Genomic DNA, 17,352 nt, shown 5'->3' with positions numbered 1-17,352 from the left:
CCTTGGGCGCATCCTCCGGTGGTGCCTCCAAAGGCATCTCAGGTGCAGCCTTGGGCGCATCCTCCGGTGGTGCCTCCAAAGGCATCTCAGGTGCAGCCTTGGGCGCATCCTCCGGTGGTGCCTCCAAAGGCATCTCAGGCGCAACCTTGGGTGCATCCTCTGTTTTTGCTTCTAATAATTCTGGTTTTGTAAGTTCGGGTGCAAATGTTTCTGACGTGTTCTCGCTTGATGGTGGCGATGCTGTTTCAACGGGACGCGGCTTTTCCTTTGGTTGAAATGGTGCAAGACTATCTATTTGTCCCTCTCCAATATGGCGTGCATCTTCTTTCTCTTGTGGCTGCATAGTTGGTTTGACGGCAGGGATTGCACGGATAGGAGCCCTCACGGCTCCTTGTTGAGAGGAAAACTCGTCCACCAAAGGAGCAAGAGTGATGGGAATTGCTTCCAACGGTTGTGGTAAAGAGACAGAGTTTGTAAACTGAACGGCTCCCCAACTGAGAAAAATGACATGGACCACAAGGGATAAAGCCAAGCCTCGTTTCATACTATGATAGGAGTCTTTGTTCATTCTTTATGCCTTACTTATGCCTTACATTTTTTCATTTTTAATCACTCTATGCTCTTTTAAAAACATCTTAAAAACAACCGGTTATGCACAATTTTATTACTTATTATTTATTGTGCTAAACTTGCTAACGCGACTTGAGAAAACCCCGCTTTTTGAATATCTGCCAGCAGTTTTAATACTTGCTGATATTCAACAGTTTTAGCAACCCGTACAAAAACCCGTTGATCTTTTTGTGTAGCATCTGCTTCCAGAAGAGTTTTCAGGTGTGCAATCAGGGACTGTGACGTTTCATAATAATCTTGATTAATGGCAAAGCGCCCTTGCGCGTCAAGTGAAACCGTAAGAGGTGTTTTTTGAGCTCGTACGGGACCCGCTTGACTACGAGGCAAATCTAGAGGAACACCGTTCACTAAAAGGGGGGCAGAAACCATAAAAATAATCAACAAGACCAGCATGACATCCACAAAAGGAGTGACATTGATCTCACTCATCAGTTGGCTTCGTGAATGATGCCGCCTACGTGTATTTTTGCGAGAAGAAGAAGCAACAGAAAAGCCCATGGGATAAGATCCTTTTTATAAAGAGGAAGGTGCTGTGCGTGTTTCATCAATACGCCGCGATACAATTGTTGAAAATTCATCGGCAAAATTTTCTATTTGTGCAATGATGCGCGCACTTTCATGAGTCAACTTGTTATAAGCAATAACAGCTGGAATTGCTGCAAACAAACCAATAGCGGTTGCCAAAAGCGCTTCTGCAATCCCTGGCGCGACAATGGCAAGTGATGTATTTTGAGAAGCTGAAATAGAAAGAAAAGACTCCATAATACCAATAACTGTTCCAAAAAGTCCGATAAAAGGTCCCGCAGATCCCAGTGTCGCAAGAAAACTTAATTTTGATTCTATTTTTTCACTTTCACGTCCCAGCGTCAAATCCATAGCCTTATCAATTCTGCTCTGCAAACTTTTCGATGTATGGGTCCCTTTTTCAAGAGATTTTTTCCATTCAACCATTGCTGCCATAAAAACTGCGGATATACTATTGGTACGTTGACTTTTGCATGATGCATAAAGATCTTCTAGCGCTTTGCCAGACCAAAATGTGCGTTCAAACTGCTTTATTTCACGCCGTATTCTCCGATACGTAAAAATTTTATCAAAAATAATTGCCCAACTCCAGATAGAAGCGAGCAGCAACCCGATCATAACACCTTTCACGATCCAACTCGCTTGCATAAACAAATGCAACATTCCAATTGTTTCTGGATTCGTTAGTTCTAAATGCGGCATAATTTTTGTCCCTCTAAATGAAAGATGCATTTTTAAAATTTATAAAACAGATTATTTTATAGTTTCTAAATTTAAGTAAAGACTCTAGTCTCACATAAATCCATGCGCTAAAACAAGACTTGTTTCTTAAATTTCCTTAAAAAGTGATGACGAGAGACATCCCTCAATGCACGCCCCTCTCATTTCACAACAGCATTTATGAAAAATATAACGATCAGGATTTCTCCATAAATGCTATAAAAATAAAAGATATAAAAATGCATGATATAAAATCTATTATGCACCACCATCTTTACGCTTATGAAAAGAACGCTAAATCATCATACGCGTTTCTAGCTTAAAATGCTGCAATAAGTCTTAGCACTTGAAAAGATTCATAAGAGGCATTTATTCCTTTCTTAAGTGTTTTTGTACCCACTCACCAACTCCGCTTGTGACATGTAAGAAAATGTTTTTGATTAATTCGCGGCAATAGAGCTTGAAAAGAAAAAGTTTTACAAGTTTCAGAATTATCTGAAAGTGACAACGCAATGAATTATCATTGTAAATAAATATGTTATCATCATAAAAGATGACGCTTTGCCTCAGGCTATTGTTTCTCTCATTCTTTAATAAGATCACACCATCGGGCACAAAAAACGACACTAAACCACCCTAAAACGCCTCACAACAATGCACCTCACCCAGGCCCCCTATAAGTCCTATATAATCTAGTGTAAGTCTCATGTAATCTCATTGTGTTGTGAATTAGCCCCTTTCAATGCCTATCATCTCTCTGGTACCATGGTATAACGTACAAGCTTCTGTGACATGAAAAAAGCCTTTTCATATCTTTACTTCATGAAAACCGGCTTCTTCGCTCTCTTTGCTCACTTGCGATATTTGATCATTATTGCATTGAGAATGATCCATAAGGAACATTTTTACAATTTTTTCAATGGCTTATATTGTTCTCTTATGATGTATAAGCAAATGATTTTAATTGTTTCAACATGAACAGATTTGAAATGAAAGTATTTTATTCTATTCCTCTATTGGGGTTTGTGCCCGTGAGAAGTGATAATATATCTTTTTAAGTCAATATATTATATAGAATAATATGCTTTTGAAACTTTAAATGCAAGAATGCATTTCTGCTTTGTATACATTGATCTCTCACTCATTCACTACGTTTAGAAGCGCACATAAATCGCGCATTATAGCACATAAAGTGATGCATGATGGATAGAAATGGATGAGAGACGCGCTCTTGTGAGACCAAATGACAATCCAGTAAAAAAACAAATCAAATTGCTTAAAAACACCCTTTGGGTGTTTTGAGACAATTTTCGACCTAATAGCTTATTATCACTTTATTGCAATATGTTGCTGGGTATATACATTTTTATTTCTTTTTATATTTTGTACTTTTTCGCTGCTTTCCGATGCCAACAAACCTTTCTTCAAAAGAAAGAAAATATCTTGAGTTTATAGAAGAAAATGGATGATATGACATTGTTTTTGAATCATAACATGGATAGGGCGTGTTTAATTTTGTGGGATATCATCTTCAATTTATTGTAGTTATTGTAGCAGAGGTGCTTTCTTTTGCTGTATCGTGTAACCTTGTTAGAAAACATCTAGGCTATGATAAATGTATAGTCTTAGATTATAGATTACTTTATATCTGCTGATCTCTCCTGAAACTCGCTAATTCAATGAATCACACTTTTAACCAAGCATTTTTGCAAAAAGTTCTTTGGGTAAACGTCGCGGTTTTGCCTCCTCATTAATCAGAGCAATTTCAACTTTGGCTGTTACCAACGTGGTCATCTCATGCAAAATAGATTGCTCCATAAAAAAGCGGGCCCCTTGGATATGAGTAACACGTGTTTTAACGACTAAAAGATGATCAATTTTAGCGGGTCTTGAAAAATTAATTTCCATATGACGAACAACAAAAAACAGTTTTTCCCCCTCACCCCCTGCTGCTAACATCTTATTATTAAAACCGGTATCGCGTAAAAACTCTGAACGTCCTCGTTCAAAAAACTCAAGATAACGCGCATGATAAACTACACCGGAAAAATCTGTATCCGCAACATAAACGCGGACCTGAAAATTATGAAAAGCGTTTGTATGATTGCTCTTAAAAGGTGTTATTTCTGTCATCGACTTCATATCCCATAAAATCATCTAATATAGCAAATTATCTATCAATCAAAAGATTGAACACATTTTTGTGTTGAAGTTGTGAAAAGCAAAAGCAAAAAATCTTTAATAGTGCCAAACCTTTTTAGCCAGAATATGCTAAAAGAAGGCACGTCTCTTGTATTTTATGACCTTGCTATAAAATATTCACATAGTTTCTTTTAACAAAGAGAATGCCTTAGTCATCTTCCCCATCCCATAAAGATGTCTGAAGTGATGAATTGTCTTGAGCATCAGAAAGTTGAGAACGCCTTTGTATAGACGTTGTAGAGGCTGGAGCAGAAAGCCCTAAATGGCTCCAAGCCTTTTCAGTTAGAATGCGTCCACGAGCGGTTCTTTGAATAAAACCTTGTTGAAGCAAATACGGTTCAACAATATCTTCAATGGCATCGCGTGGTTCTGATAAAGCAGCAGCAATTGTTTCAATCCCCACCGGCCCCCCTAAAAAAGTTTCCGCAATCAGGAGCAAGTAGCGGCGGTCAAGCGGATCAAGCCCAAGATGATCAACCTCAAGGCGCGAAAGGGCTTCATCGGCGATTTTTTGGTCAATTTGTTTTGCTTGTTTAACCAAAGCAAAATCACAAACGCGCCGTAAAAGCCGTCCGGCAATACGAGGGGTTCCCCGTGCTCGGCGTGCAATTTCATGAGCACCATCATCACTGATCTTGACGGAAAAAAGTCGTGCATTACGCTGCACAATATATTCCAATTCTTCTATCGTATAAAAATTGAGACGAATTGGGATGCCAAAACGGTCTCGTAGAGGTGTGGTTAAAAGCCCCAAACGTGTGGTTGCCGCTACCAAAGTAAATTTAGCCAGATCAATTTTCACCGAGCGTGCGGCCGGCCCCTCCCCAATGATCAAATCAAGTTGATAATCTTCCATTGCTGGGTACAGAATTTCTTCAATCGCCGGATTTAAGCGATGAATTTCATCAATAAACAAGACATCACGTTCTTCGAGATTGGTCAAGAGAGCGGCTAAATCTCCTGCTTTAGCGATGACCGGCCCTGAAGTAGAGCGAAAATTAACGCCTAATTCTTTTGCCATAATCTGTGAAAGCGTTGTTTTTCCCAACCCCGGTGGCCCTACAAACAAAACGTGATCCAGCGCTTCTTGCCGCGTTTTTGCTGCTTCAATAAATATTTTTAAATTAGCCCGCGCCGCTTCTTGACCAATAAAGTCATCGAGAACTTGTGGCCTCAAGGAACGATCTGGATCGTTAGGAAGGGGGGCGGAACCCAGAAGGCGTTTATCTTCATCTTTATGCATTGTTACCTTGATTTTAAGTAGGAGAAGAAAGCAATTTGAGACTATGGCGGATCAGCAGGGCAGAAGAAACAGTTTCCCCCTCAAGAGCGTTCATCGCAAGAGCAAGAGCACGAGATGCATGCTCCCGTTCAAACCCTAGCTTCATCAACGCGGAAAGCGCATCATGCGCAGGTTGATTGGTCATCTCACGCTGAGAAACCGAAACAGTCTTGACAGCTTGTTCAAAGGGGAGTGTTTTACTTTTCAGTTCACCCACAATTCTTTCACTGACTTTTTTACCAACGCCCGGCGCTCGACTAATCATCGCAACATCGTTTAAAGCAATAGCCTGTGCAAGTTCATCTGGCGATAAAGTACCCAAGATTGCCAAAGCAACCTTTGCCCCTACTCCAGGAACATTTTGTAGAAGACAAAACCACTCCTGTTCAGCTCTTGTAGCAAAACCAAAAAGGCGGATTGCGTCTTCCCGAACATGCGTTTCAATAAAAAGGCTTAACGCCTCCCCAACAGAGGGTAAAGAAGGACGCAGCCGATTTGACACAAAAACAACATACCCCACACCGTGAACATCAAGAAGGATATGATCATCAAAGATATGTTCAAGAGTGCCCTTTAATTTGCCAATCATGTTGCCACCCCACTCATATCGCTATCCTTGCCTGATAAGATCGGTCAATACTGTTACGGTGCATACTATGACAAAGAGCAAGAGCAAGAGCATCAGCCGCATCACTGCTATCAAATTCAGCCCGTGGGAGGAGAACTTTGACCATCATATGGATTTGTTCTTTAGCCCCATGTCCAACCCCAATAACTGATTTTTTCACTTTGTTGGGCGCATATTCAAAAACAGGAAGATTTGCTTGCGCAGGAACCAGTAGTGCAATTGCACGCGCTTGGCCAAGTTTTAAAGTTGCTGTAGCATCTTTGTTGACAAATACATGTTCTACAGCGGCTTCATGGGGCATAAATTGATGCACAACCTCTGAAAGACCTTTGTGGATCTGACATAGTCTGGAAGCCAGCTCACACTGTACATCAGAAGAAACCGTCCCTGCTGCAATAAACTGAAGACGATTACCCGCAACATCGATAACGCCCCACCCTGTACGCCGTAATCCGGGATCAATGCCTATAATACGAATCGTCTCTGCCATAAACTACAGTCTATACACTTTTCCCCCCTGTGAATAAAGATGTGAATAAAGACAAGACCACAAAGAAACCAGCAACCCAAGACAAAACCAGTAAAAAGATAATCATATCCCCCAAATTTATACAATTATAACACACAACGAACAGCATCTTTATGGAATACACTTTATGAAGCATAACTGAAATCAATCAAAACCATTCACACATCACAAGCAAGCACCTTATCAAGCACCCTCTAAAGCATAAAAATTCCCTTTCTGTATCATTTCCAATGCCATAATGGTTAAACATCGCAAACGAGAAAATAGATCAGTGCTGGATTGCACATTCATAAGTATAAAGAGGCTATGCAATGAATAGTATACACTTTACGGAAACTTTTTACATTATAGCATGACGCTACCACAATAACTCAACACATTGATTTACAAAGATAATTAATTATTTTGTATGTTGCATAAGAATCCCGAACATCCTAAGATTTTCTCATTACAAATCTGTTTATATTGAAGCAATCAAAACCATTCTCTTACATATGAAACGTGGGATTGCCGTATAGAGTGAAACTGTACAAGACAGGACTAAAAATGCCTCTAATGAATTGTCTCAAGTTCCAAAAGCTGTTGCAACATTGGGGACTGGCAAAGATGATGATAGTGCCGGCTTTCTCCTTTGCAAACGTAAAGATGAGGAGAGCTCAACGGATATGAATAAGAACTGAGAGGTGTTTTTGAATATACCCATCACACCACAATGACATTGCATATAGAGGGACATTGCATGGGGGCACAGGGAACCCATGGGGCATTCATTATATGGCACTTTATTTTGGATATTTTACTTTACGCGAGGAAAAATAACTTCCATTCAAAACAAAAGAAGCCCCAAAACTGCAACAATGTGTATCATCCTCATTAACACACACTTTACAGCAGCTTTATAGGCATAAATTATAGAGCATAAATAAATTGATGTACAAGCCCCTGCTCTATCTCAGAGCCAAAACAAAATCACACGATAGATCAACAGAAAGTGTTCCAGCTGCAATCAACCAAAGTCGATTTCCATAAGACCAACCATACTCCATCCCATGCCATATTCGAAATCAATACTTATACACCCCCTCTAAGCTATAAGCTCAAGATATTTCTACGCCAAATAGAAATTAGGCAGAAAAAAACACTCTAGATTAGTTTTAATTGTGAAATTTCGGTTGTAAAAAAAATGGGTATACTGCTCTAAATATCGCAAGAAAGAAGCAAGGAGCTATTATTCTCAGCACGCCCAAAGACTGTTTTGAGCAATTCGATTTGTTTTCCCACTAGATTATCATCGTTCAAGATAAAGCCGCCCCTTATTGACCAAAGCGCTTAAACTACAGCAGCATCTCTAAATGAAAAAAATGCGCGCTTCTAAACGTAATGAACGAGAACAAATTGACGGAAAGTTTCTGGCAATTCATGCCAATGAGGGGTTTCAAGTTCCAATGTCGGTGTATGAAGTGACACTTTTACAATTTCTTTTTTTTATTTGTTCTGATGATATTTCTCCTTCGCACAAAGCAAGGGGAGTCCCTCTAAGAACGCCCAAAGACTGTTTTGAGCAATTCGATTTGTTTTCCTACTGGATTATCATCTTCTAGAGCAGAGGAGGCCGCAGTTTCCCACCCAGCACGCATATAGGTTATGCGCGCTTCTAAACGCAATGAATGAGAAACAAATTGGCGAAAAGTTTCTGGCAGTTCTTGCCAATGAGGGGTTTCAAGTTCCAATGTCGGTGTATGAAGAGATACTTTTACAATTTCTTTTTTTATTTGTTCTGATGACATTTCCCCTTCACGCTCTGCGCGAAGAAGAAGGAGTTGAGAAGCGATTTGCATAAGTCGTGTACTTAAATACATAGCCTCTTTCGCATAAACTGCAGAAACCTCTGCCGAAAGAGAGCGTGCTACTAATTTCCCTTCTGAGTCAATATACGCTGCGGTTTTTTCAATCAGCGCCATTGTTTCTTCATAGAGACGATTAAAAGCATTTTCAAAAGCATTATGCTCAATCATGATAATAGGTTCATCATATGGACGTTTATGTACACTCACGCTTTTATACTCCAAGTATCAGCACAAAATCATACCCCTTAACGAATAGAGTATTAAAAAGTTTCTTTTGTTGCTGTATAGAACGCTTTTTTTTAAAACTGCTACCTCTTTTAATTTTTTTGCGCAACGCACTTTTTATACTAAGGTTAACGTGCCCAACAAACACTACAGGAATATTTTTTATAAACGGATCATTTTCCTTGAAAAGGACCACTGCCAAGATTGCCGTTTTTCACAATAATAAGCGACTCCAAATTGCAAAGCAATACCCGTTATTATTAAGAGGGTATCGGAAAAAAACGTTTCTGTCATCACTGTTTTTATAATTTGTCCAAACATCGCAAAAATGGTTCCCGTTACAAAGACCGGTAAACTATGTTTTCCTAAAATTGCTAAAGGATGTTTTGGAGAGACATAAAACCATTTATTGATGCGCGGCAAAGAAAGAATGAGAAAGGCTAATGCAAGAACATGGAGTAAACGTGGCAAGCTTAAAAAGGTTTTATTAAAGTTCAACAATGGGGAAGACCAGCCAAGCCACCCCAAAATGCCCCACCAGTTTAAGCGAACCCATAACAGCGCCAACAAGAGATACGCTGCCGCACAAACAATCCAAAAAGACTGAAAAGCGATTTTTTTTCCTTGTTTAAGCGCTAAAGTACTGGTCAATCCTATGACAAATAAGAATTGCCAAGACAAAGGATTTAAAAACCACTTTCCCTTTAAAGGATAAGAAGGAGGAGCAATTTTATAAAATCCGCAGATAAGATACAGTGTAAAGGAGCCCAAAAGCAGCCATTTTGTCTGCTTACAACTCAAATAAAGGATAAAAGGCGCAAAAAACATCAAAACGATATAAAGAGGAAGAATATTATTATATCCCAATTGATGCCCAAAGCTTAAGGTACTCAAAAATGCGATACTAGGCTCTTTAAAAAAGAGTCCCACATTGTTCATCGATAAAAGTTTTTCTGTTCGCCATAATAAAAAGGCAGCAAAAAAAAGACTTAACGTGACAAAAGTAGTAAAAAGATATGCACCATAGAGCTGCAGAGCTCTGTACCAAAGTTTTCGGATAATAAAAGCAAAGGATTTTTGCTGTAATCGTCCATGAAAGCTTAACCCAAGAGCAATCCCTGAAAGCAAAACAAACACTTCTGCACAATCAGAAAAACCGAAGTTTCTATGAGTAAAAGACTCATAGATCGTTCTGGGAATATGGTTGATGAAAATCGTCAATAAGGCCAAAGAACGAAAAACATCAATGCGTGTATCACGATGAGAAGGTTGAGTATTATGCTCAAGAATACCTTGGTATTTCATCAGTGGACTCCCACACGTTGCACCCCCCTTGAAGTCCCATAAAAATGGTGCTTACCCTTATTGCCAACAAGCATGAACAGGATGAAATTTTAATTTTTAAGAGTCAAGTTTCATTTTAAGCGTTTATTTTTTTAAAAGCAAAAGTTTTTTAAAGGCAAAAGAACGAAAAGCGTCCATACGTGTATCACAGCGAAAAGGTAACATATTATGCTTAAAAACACTCTCATTTCTCATAAACAGGCTTCCACACACCCACAAATCCTTTAAATTACGTGAAAATGGTGGTCACTTTCATTGCAAATAAGCATAATAGAATGAAACTTTAATTTTTAAGCGTTATTTTTTCTAAGAAACAGGGATTTGACATGACACAACAAAAAAATAAACCAATTGATCCACCTCTTTTCCCTCAGTTGATTTTAACACTTGATGTTCGGCGCAACACCCCACACACATTTTTGCAGCAAATTTTACAAACAAAGTCTTTTGCATGCGTCATCCTCTATGATTCTGAAAAATTGAAAGATGATAGCTCTTTTTTACAACAACAAGCGCAAACTTACGCAGAAGATATTCAACATCATGACGCAGCCCTTCTCATTGCTGATGACAGCCGCATTGCTGGGCGCATAAAGGCTGATGGATTGCACATAGAAAATGATCTTAACGCTCTTGAAAGCTTCAAAAATCAGCAAAAGGAACAAAAAATTATAGGCTTTGGCAATTTACGCAATCGCCATAGTGCTATGCTTGCAGCAGAAACAGGTGTTGATTACCTTCTGTTTGGAAAACTCGGTGCTGATAAAAAACCCCAAGCGCACCCCCGCAATCTCCAGTTAGCAACATGGTGGGCAGAAATTATGCAAACCCCCGCCATTATCCAAGCAGGAAGCGATTTTTCAACCTTTGATGAAGTCTTAAAGACTGGATGTGAATTCATTGCTGTAGAAGAAGTGATTTTTGGGAACAACAACCCCTTAATACTGCTTAAAACAATGCAAGAAAAATGTGAGAAAACCCCCTTGTAATATAGGAGGAGAATTTATAAATAAAGCGTTAACTTTCGTGTTTCTTATATAGAGAACATAATGGAATATATAAATAGGAGAAAAATTCGTTTCGTTCATTCACAATTCAATCAGATCGCTTCATCACGCAGTAAAATTTCCCATCATTTAGTCAAGTTTTCCCACGTTTCAATCAATTGAATGGAAGGTGACCGTCTCTTTTTGTGCATTGTATAAGAAAATGAAATCATAAAGCTATTTAAATTCAAATAGTTATAAAAATAAATCAACATTTTATATTAATAACCAGCGATATTGAAAGAATATAAACAGTGAAATATAGCGGCACCTTCGAAGACCTTAAAGATATAGTTAAAACAGCTGGATATAAAATCATAGAAACTAAGTTTCTATCACTTAATTCTTCTAAAGGATATCAGATCAAAACCTCCGAAGGAGGCGTTATTAATTGGTATGAAAGCACAGGAACAATCAACGTTCAAGGCAAAGAAAACATAAAACAAAAGTTAATAGAAGATTTAGCAAAGCATATAGAAGAAACATCAACGATTCCTTCCTCAAAAACTGCCTCCAATCCTTCAAATAAAAAAATTTTTATCGTTCATGGTCATGATTGTTATGCCTTAACGGAGCTTGAAAATGTTCTTCTCAAGCTTGGTCTCGAACCATATATCTTACAAAACACGAGTGGTAATGGTTTACCCATCATTCAAACTTTGAAAAAAGAAATTTGTGACAGTTCTATAAGTTTTGGTATTGTACTCCTCACGCATGATGACATGGGTTATGCTATATCTCAAGGTGCAGAAAAAATTCAACCCCGTGCACGACAAAACGTTATTTTCGAAATGGGCATGTTAATCGCTGCACTTTCTCGCAAAAATGTCGCTATTCTAAAAAAACAAGACCTTGAACTCCCTTCAGATATTAATGGAATTATATACCTTCCTTTTAAAGAACACGTAAAAGAAACACTTAAAGATCTTTCTCATCGACTATGTGAAGCCGGCTTCAATTTAGATGCGAAGAAAGTTACTACAGCATCACGTTAAATTTGAATAATGCTTATGTTTATTTTTTTAAGTGCACGCCCAAAAACACGTAGCACCCCACCACATGCCACAGACACACCCATTCTATAGGCTCAAAGAAACGATTCCCCTCACCCTTTTTCAAACAGCAAGCAATTGTGCAAATTTAAATGAAGGGACAGCAATTCACTACCGTGGAAGAAATCATTTTAATCCCTTTGATAAACACGGAGGCTGTTGTCATGATTTTGACAATCATTCCAGAGAGATTTAAGAAGCAGATAACCTCTCATTAGATTAAAGAAAAATAGGAAATTCACGTCGGGCATGTACTACAGCTACAATTTCGATTTTATGTGCAGCTACTCGATACAATATAAGGTAATTTGGATGCGCTACAATTTCTCGTAATCCTAATACCTTCTCACTCTGTCTGTATAAATATGGATGTTCAGCCAATGGCAATACAGATGCTTCCAAAAACCTTTTCATTCGGCGCGCAGCAGATGGTTTCTCGCGAGCAATATAGGTAACATCTGACGCAAATTGTCGCGCGCCGAAGACAACCAAACAACCGGAAGCATCACTTGTCCTGTTCAGCTTCAAGCTGACTGATTATAACTTCCATTTCAGCCATAACCTCATCATGCGGAATAGGAGGATATGGATTTGCAAGACTGCTCGCTACCTTATCGCGCAGCCATGCAGTGTAGCTGCTTTCCTGTTCAACGGTTTCGAACTCTGAAATTAGCGGAGAAAGGGTGGTCTTCATAATATATGTCCTTTCTATTCCTGAATATTGGAGATAATTACTCTTGTCTATGTTGTCAATATTAGCGAATTGAAAATGTTTAACTTTTAAGCGTCCAAAGTTCTTTTGATCTTAAAACTTAAGGCTTTTTAACCCTCTCAAAAAACACGGGGGCTAATGTCATGATTTTGACAATCATTCCAGAGAGATTTAAGAAGCGGATAGCCTCTCATAAAAAACAAATTTTGTAAGTAAAAAACTATTTTTATTGTAAATTTCCTGAAATTACTTTATGAATTAAAAGATGTTTTGGTCGCATACGCAACGACCAAAAGGGAACTGAAAACCCTAGATCCGAGCGTAAAAATAAACCCACTCCTGTGGGTATCCCGGAATTCCGGGAGATTTTGCTATGTCCAGGTGCTTCTCAGCACTAAAAGCAAAATGCTGACTCGGATTCAGTGTTTTCAGACTCCCGGAATACTCATGCGAGGGCGCTCGCAACCGGCGGGGAAACATGCAATCTCAAAATCTTAATATTGATCTTTTTATTGGCAAAAAAATTCGTTTGAGACGAAAAATGCTAAAAATGTCTCAAACAACTTTAGGGCACGCTTTAGGCGTAAGCTTCCAACAAATTCAAAAATATGAAAACGGCTTAAATCGTGTCAGCGCAGGGCGTTTAATGGAAATTTCTGATATTTTGAATGTTCCCATTGCCTTTTTTTACGCGGATATCATTACAAAACACCAGCCCCCGTATCATCATGATGAAATCGCATCAAGCACAGAGGAATACCTGCTGCTCAAAAGATTTAGAGTTCTAACAACGGTAAAAAAGAAAGCCTTTTTACAGCTGATCTCTGATGAGAATGCAAGCTAACATCACACGGATAGCGTGCGCTATTCATAAGCATTCATACGTATTTTAAAAAGCAACCTCCATTGTAAGCATTTTTTCATTTTATGGGGATAAGCCATTGATATAATAGAAGATAAGCATCTTTACATACGATAACCCCTCATCATTATTATTTTTAACAGGACTGTATTATTTTTAACAGAACTGTTTTAAACAGTCTGTCTCTCGTCGACATTTATGCTACTTTTTTAACTTACCCAACCCTACCTTGAACCAAGACGAAAAACTGAGAGATAAAAAGTAATATAGAAATGAAATTCTTATACGGCTTGTAATGATGAAAAAAAAATGTGAAAATTCTGATCGGTAATGAGGAGAAAACACCATGATCAAGAGAAGCGTGAAGCTGCTCATCTTAGGCGTGATTGGGCTTGCAAGTTCTGCTGTAAGTTCAGCGGGAAACACTGAAGAAATCTCAAATTCTGAAAGCTCTTTCAATACGATTCAAGAAGCTTCAAACACTCAAGAACCCTTTCAGCCCTTAAAAGCTGGAGACTATGACCAAGCCTATGACTATTACATCCAAGGTTATTATTTAAAAGCTTTTCGTGAAGCACTCCGACGTGCTGAAAAAAATGATCCTTTTGCACAAACTCTTCTTGCCCGAATTTATATGGAAGGATGTGCTGTTCCTATTGACGGTGCGCGTGCTGCTTTATGGTTTGAACGCGCTGCAAAACAGGGGGAACCCCAAGCACAACTACGCTATGGACTTATGTTGTTTGATGGTAACTTTATAAAACAAAATCAAGAACTTGGTGCGCAATTCATTCAAAAAGCTGTCAAAGCAGGCGTCAAGGAAGCCTATTTTTATTATGGACAACTGCTTCTTTATAAGGCCTCACAGGAAAAACAAGCTCTCCCTGGTGTTTCTTCCCAAAGTCGTGAAAATGAAGCAATAGAGCAAGCCTTAAAATGGTACTTAAAAGGTGCTGCTCTTGGGGATGCTGAAGCGGCTTTTTCTGCTGCAAAAATTCTTTCCTTAGGCACATTAAAGCGACCAAAGGATGATCGCAATGCCCGCAAGCTCATGGAGGTAGCGGCTCAAAACAACCACTTAAAAGCTCAACTTCATTTAGCACAATGGCTTGTACAGGGGCGTGGAGGAGAAACAGATTTTCAGCGTGCTTTTCATTTACTTCAAAGAAATGCTATCAACATGGTAGCACCAGCACAGATTTCCCTTGCAAGGCTTTATCGAGATGGCACAGGAACAAAAGGCGATATAATAATGGCAGCGGCATGGTATATGCTCGCAAAGGAGGCAAAAATGCAAGCTCCTGATCTTGAAATAATGCTCCAAGGCATGGATAAGGCACAACTAGAAAAAGCGCACAAAGAAGCAATAAAGCTCCTTCCTGTTTTTTAAAATACTCCTCTCTGCATCAAAAAGATAAAATTTATAGAAATTCCGGGAGATTTTGCTATGTCCAGGTGCTTTAAGCACTAAAAGCAAAATGCTGATTCGAGGTCAGTGTTTTTAGACTCCCGGAATACCAACGCGAGGGCGCTCGCAACCGGCGGGGGCTTTAAAATGCGAGCCAAAAATCTTGATAACGACATTTTCATTGGCAAAAAAATTCGTTTGAGACGAAAAATGCTAAAAATGTCTCAAAAAACATTAGGTTAACATTTAGGTGTTACTTTCCAACAAATCCAGAAATATGAAAACGGCTTAAATCGTGTCAGCGCAGGGCGTTTAAAAGAAATTGCCGATATCTTAAATGTTCCACTTGTCTTTTTCTATGCGGACACCTCAGCAAAACAACAGCCCCCATACCCTCATGATGAAATCGCATCAAGTACAGAAGAATACCTACTGCTCAAAAGATTTAGAGTTCTAACCTCGATAAAACAAAGAGCCATTTTACAATTACTCTCTGATCAAAATGAAAGCTTTTAACATCATAATATAGGGCGCTACACTCTCTGTTCTTGACTTGCCTCCCACCCCTCAAAGGACAGAAGCCCCTTCCCTATCCGGTTGGGAAACAATCCGTCTTCTCAGAACAGAACTCTTTTAGCTTCCCATTTTATGTGGTTCATTTCACAAAATTATCCGGACAAGCTCTCCCTCAAATATTCACCACACACTCTCATAAAAACATCACATGTGCAAAGTTTTATGTCTTATAGCACCACACCTCAAACGACAGTATTTTACAGCAAACAGAATAAGCATTCATACGTATTTAAAAAAAGACAGCCCTCAAAAAGCAATGCTTGAAAATTTTTTTGGTCGATCTGGAACAGAACCTAACGCATCATTTTATAATGGTGATAGAGGACATGATCTTAACATGCAAACGCAAAAAATTGCTTTTTTATCATAATCACTAAAAGCAGCTGTTTATTAAAATATACGCCACCAGAAGCACTTCAAGCAGCCTTTACAGCTGAAACCATTATTCATTGATTAATTAACCGATTGATTAGATACCGATATGTTGTTAATGTGCTATAAGTAAAGTTGCTCTTATTTCTGGAAGAGGAGCTTCGCAAATAAAGAGCAACAATAAGTAAGGGGAATTAAAGATGTTAAAATATTTATTGCTGTCACCGGTTGTGTTGGTGGCTGGTTGCGCATCTGTAGGCAATTATTCATCAAATTATGTTGATCAAAGTCTTACAAAGCGTCAGGCACAATTAGTTGCTAACAAATTTATTAGCGGTAACAAAGGGTTTTTACCACCAGCTACAACCACACTTCTTATAAAGAAAAATAATACAGCAGACAGCTTTACTCCTTTATTTATCAATCTGTTGCGACGGAATGGATATAATGTGATCTATACAGATCAACCTCAAAAGCAACAAAACATGGGTGTGAATTTGAGTTATAGAATAAGATTAAATAGTAGCACTATAGTGTCTCTTTTTCAGTATAACGTGAACGGAGAGCCGCGTTCTTATATAAATACTCAGCCCAGATGAACCCGCTATTTAATGTAAACATACTCTATATTTTACACGTAAAGACTTAAAAGCTCTTGCGAAAGGCAAAGAGATTTGCACCTCAATAAAAAACCTCATTTTTAGCCAGAGTGGATAAATTTTATTATAGATTGTGACAATACAAAATAGTGTAAATTATAGCTTTGAGATTTAAGAAAAGAAGAATACTAAAAATAATGAAAATGCCCCACACCCTAGTGAATTGTTACACGAAGATGTAAATGCAAAACTTGGACTATCTGTGATTGAAGCAGCTGAAGAGTTTTCTATATCCCGTGTAGCATTTTCTAGGGTTTTGGTAAAAATCCTTATAACGACATTTTCAGCGGCAAATTCATTGGCAAAAAAATTCGTTTGAGACGAAAAATGTTGAAGATGTCTCAAAAAACATTAGGTCAACATTTAGGTGTTACTTTCCAACAAATCCAGAAATATGAAAACGGCTTAAATCGTGTCAGCGCAGAGCGTTTAAAAGAAATAGCCGATATCCTAAATGCTCCACTTGTCTTTTTCTATGCTGATATCTTAACAAAACAACAGCCCCCGTACTCTCATGATGAAATCGCATCAAGTACAGAAAAATACCTGCTTTTAAAAAAATTTAGAGTCCTGACCTCGATAAAACAGAAAGCCTTTTTACAGCTGATCTCTGATAAGAATACAAACGAACACCCCGCGATAACACACACCACGCTCTATCCCATGAGACACTCATAATAAACTCCGTATTCACATATTCTTAATTAAAAACACCTCATGGTTTTAGGGAACT

Annotated in this window: 16 protein-coding genes and 2 pseudogenes; 7 read left to right on the top strand and 11 right to left on the bottom strand. The window is 38.5% G+C overall.

Going from position 1 to position 17,352, the window contains the following annotated elements; all coding sequences use genetic code 11:
- From ACFIM6_RS04110 to ACFIM6_RS04070, 9 genes and pseudogenes are all read right to left on the bottom strand, one after another.
- Positions 1–568, bottom strand: a pseudogene (locus tag ACFIM6_RS04110) (cell envelope biogenesis protein TolA); the annotation flags it as partial.
- Between the two features lie 107 nt (positions 569–675).
- Entirely contained in the window at positions 676–1,128 is a 453-nt protein-coding gene (gene tolR / locus ACFIM6_RS04105) for a protein TolR (RefSeq protein ID WP_375611761.1), read from the bottom strand.
- Positions 1,129–1,143: 15 nt separating this feature from the next.
- Entirely contained in the window at positions 1,144–1,857 is a 714-nt protein-coding gene (gene tolQ, locus ACFIM6_RS04100; RefSeq protein ID WP_375611760.1) for a protein TolQ, read from the bottom strand.
- A 1,710-nt stretch (positions 1,858–3,567) separates the two neighbouring features.
- Positions 3,568–4,008, bottom strand: coding sequence for a tol-pal system-associated acyl-CoA thioesterase (ybgC, locus tag ACFIM6_RS04095; protein WP_375611759.1), 441 nt, complete (start codon positions 4,006–4,008; stop codon positions 3,568–3,570).
- Positions 4,009–4,225: 217 nt separating this feature from the next.
- Entirely contained in the window at positions 4,226–5,320 is a 1,095-nt protein-coding gene (gene ruvB, locus ACFIM6_RS04090; protein WP_375611758.1) for a Holliday junction branch migration DNA helicase RuvB, read from the bottom strand.
- A 13-nt stretch (positions 5,321–5,333) separates the two neighbouring features.
- Complete coding sequence (gene ruvA, locus ACFIM6_RS04085; RefSeq protein ID WP_375611757.1) at positions 5,334–5,948, bottom strand: Holliday junction branch migration protein RuvA; 615 nt, start codon at positions 5,946–5,948, stop codon at positions 5,334–5,336.
- A gap of 13 nt (positions 5,949–5,961) precedes the next feature.
- On the bottom strand, positions 5,962–6,477 hold the full coding sequence (ruvC, locus tag ACFIM6_RS04080) for a crossover junction endodeoxyribonuclease RuvC (RefSeq protein WP_375611756.1): 516 nt from the start codon (positions 6,475–6,477) through the stop codon (positions 5,962–5,964).
- A gap of 1,574 nt (positions 6,478–8,051) precedes the next feature.
- Entirely contained in the window at positions 8,052–8,570 is a 519-nt protein-coding gene (locus ACFIM6_RS04075; protein ID WP_375611755.1) for a DUF1465 family protein, read from the bottom strand.
- Positions 8,571–8,750: 180 nt separating this feature from the next.
- A complete protein-coding gene (locus ACFIM6_RS04070) occupies positions 8,751–9,893 on the bottom strand; it encodes an OpgC family protein (RefSeq protein WP_375611754.1) in 1,143 nt (380 codons plus the stop codon).
- 365 nt (positions 9,894–10,258) lie between these two features.
- Here ACFIM6_RS04070 and ACFIM6_RS04065 point away from each other — a divergent pair, with 365 nt between their 5' ends.
- Positions 10,259–10,921 carry a thiamine phosphate synthase gene (locus ACFIM6_RS04065; protein WP_375611753.1) on the top strand — a complete coding sequence of 221 codons (663 nt, stop codon included), beginning with the start codon at positions 10,259–10,261 and terminating at the stop codon, positions 10,919–10,921.
- A gap of 311 nt (positions 10,922–11,232) precedes the next feature.
- Positions 11,233–11,973, top strand: a complete 741-nt coding sequence (locus tag ACFIM6_RS04060) for a TIR domain-containing protein (protein ID WP_375611752.1) — start codon at positions 11,233–11,235, stop codon at positions 11,971–11,973.
- A 276-nt stretch (positions 11,974–12,249) separates the two neighbouring features.
- On the opposite strand, the gene ACFIM6_RS04055 is transcribed toward ACFIM6_RS04060, so the two are convergent.
- Both ACFIM6_RS04055 and ACFIM6_RS04050 read right to left on the bottom strand, forming a co-directional pair.
- A complete protein-coding gene (locus ACFIM6_RS04055) occupies positions 12,250–12,558 on the bottom strand; it encodes a type II toxin-antitoxin system RelE/ParE family toxin (RefSeq protein WP_375611751.1) in 309 nt (102 codons plus the stop codon).
- The gene (locus ACFIM6_RS04050; RefSeq protein WP_375611750.1) at positions 12,536–12,724 is read right to left on the bottom strand and encodes an antitoxin; all 189 of its coding nucleotides are present in this window, start codon (positions 12,722–12,724) and stop codon (positions 12,536–12,538) included. The genes ACFIM6_RS04055 and ACFIM6_RS04050 overlap by 23 nt, the downstream gene beginning before the upstream one ends.
- A gap of 496 nt (positions 12,725–13,220) precedes the next feature.
- On the opposite strand from ACFIM6_RS04050, the gene ACFIM6_RS04045 reads away from it, so the two are divergent.
- The 5 genes and pseudogenes from ACFIM6_RS04045 (at position 13,221) to ACFIM6_RS04025 (ending at position 17,297) form a co-directional block, all read left to right on the top strand.
- Positions 13,221–13,586, top strand: coding sequence for a helix-turn-helix domain-containing protein (locus ACFIM6_RS04045; RefSeq protein WP_375611749.1), 366 nt, complete (start codon positions 13,221–13,223; stop codon positions 13,584–13,586).
- Between the two features lie 364 nt (positions 13,587–13,950).
- Positions 13,951–14,994, top strand: coding sequence for a tetratricopeptide repeat protein (locus tag ACFIM6_RS04040; RefSeq protein WP_375611748.1), 1,044 nt, complete (start codon positions 13,951–13,953; stop codon positions 14,992–14,994).
- Between the two features lie 165 nt (positions 14,995–15,159).
- Positions 15,160–15,528: pseudogene (locus ACFIM6_RS04035) on the top strand (helix-turn-helix domain-containing protein).
- Between the two features lie 632 nt (positions 15,529–16,160).
- Positions 16,161–16,559, top strand: a complete 399-nt coding sequence (locus ACFIM6_RS04030; protein WP_375611747.1) for a hypothetical protein — start codon at positions 16,161–16,163, stop codon at positions 16,557–16,559.
- Between the two features lie 339 nt (positions 16,560–16,898).
- Positions 16,899–17,297: a helix-turn-helix domain-containing protein gene (locus tag ACFIM6_RS04025; RefSeq protein ID WP_375611779.1), complete on the top strand. Its 399-nt coding sequence runs from the start codon at positions 16,899–16,901 to the stop codon at positions 17,295–17,297.
- Positions 17,298–17,352 lie beyond the last annotated feature (55 nt).

Origin of the sequence: Bartonella sp. AA9NXGY, from assembly GCF_042196845.1 — a bacterium.
Classification (GTDB): domain Bacteria; phylum Pseudomonadota; class Alphaproteobacteria; order Rhizobiales; family Rhizobiaceae; genus Bartonella.
Note: the sequence above shows the minus strand (reverse complement) of the source record. Positions and strands in the feature narration are given on the sequence as shown.

Excerpts from the sequence above, each read along its gene's own strand:
- tolR (WP_375611761.1), bottom strand. The coding sequence starts at position 1,128 with ATGGGCTTTTCTGTTGCTTCTTCTTCTCGCAAAAATACACGTAGGCGG.
- tolQ (WP_375611760.1), bottom strand. The coding sequence starts at position 1,857 with ATGCCGCATTTAGAACTAACGAATCCAGAAACAATTGGAATGTTGCAT.
- ybgC (WP_375611759.1), bottom strand. The coding sequence starts at position 4,008 with ATGACAGAAATAACACCTTTTAAGAGCAATCATACAAACGCTTTTCAT.
- ruvB (WP_375611758.1), bottom strand. The coding sequence starts at position 5,320 with ATGCATAAAGATGAAGATAAACGCCTTCTGGGTTCCGCCCCCCTTCCT.
- ruvA (WP_375611757.1), bottom strand. The coding sequence starts at position 5,948 with ATGATTGGCAAATTAAAGGGCACTCTTGAACATATCTTTGATGATCAT.
- ruvC (WP_375611756.1), bottom strand. The coding sequence starts at position 6,477 with ATGGCAGAGACGATTCGTATTATAGGCATTGATCCCGGATTACGGCGT.
- ACFIM6_RS04070 (WP_375611754.1), bottom strand. The coding sequence starts at position 9,893 with ATGAAATACCAAGGTATTCTTGAGCATAATACTCAACCTTCTCATCGT.
- ACFIM6_RS04065 (WP_375611753.1), top strand. The coding sequence starts at position 10,259 with ATGACACAACAAAAAAATAAACCAATTGATCCACCTCTTTTCCCTCAG.
- ACFIM6_RS04050 (WP_375611750.1), bottom strand. The coding sequence starts at position 12,724 with ATGAAGACCACCCTTTCTCCGCTAATTTCAGAGTTCGAAACCGTTGAA.
- ACFIM6_RS04045 (WP_375611749.1), top strand. The coding sequence starts at position 13,221 with ATGCAATCTCAAAATCTTAATATTGATCTTTTTATTGGCAAAAAAATT.
- ACFIM6_RS04040 (WP_375611748.1), top strand. The coding sequence starts at position 13,951 with ATGATCAAGAGAAGCGTGAAGCTGCTCATCTTAGGCGTGATTGGGCTT.
- ACFIM6_RS04030 (WP_375611747.1), top strand. The coding sequence starts at position 16,161 with ATGTTAAAATATTTATTGCTGTCACCGGTTGTGTTGGTGGCTGGTTGC.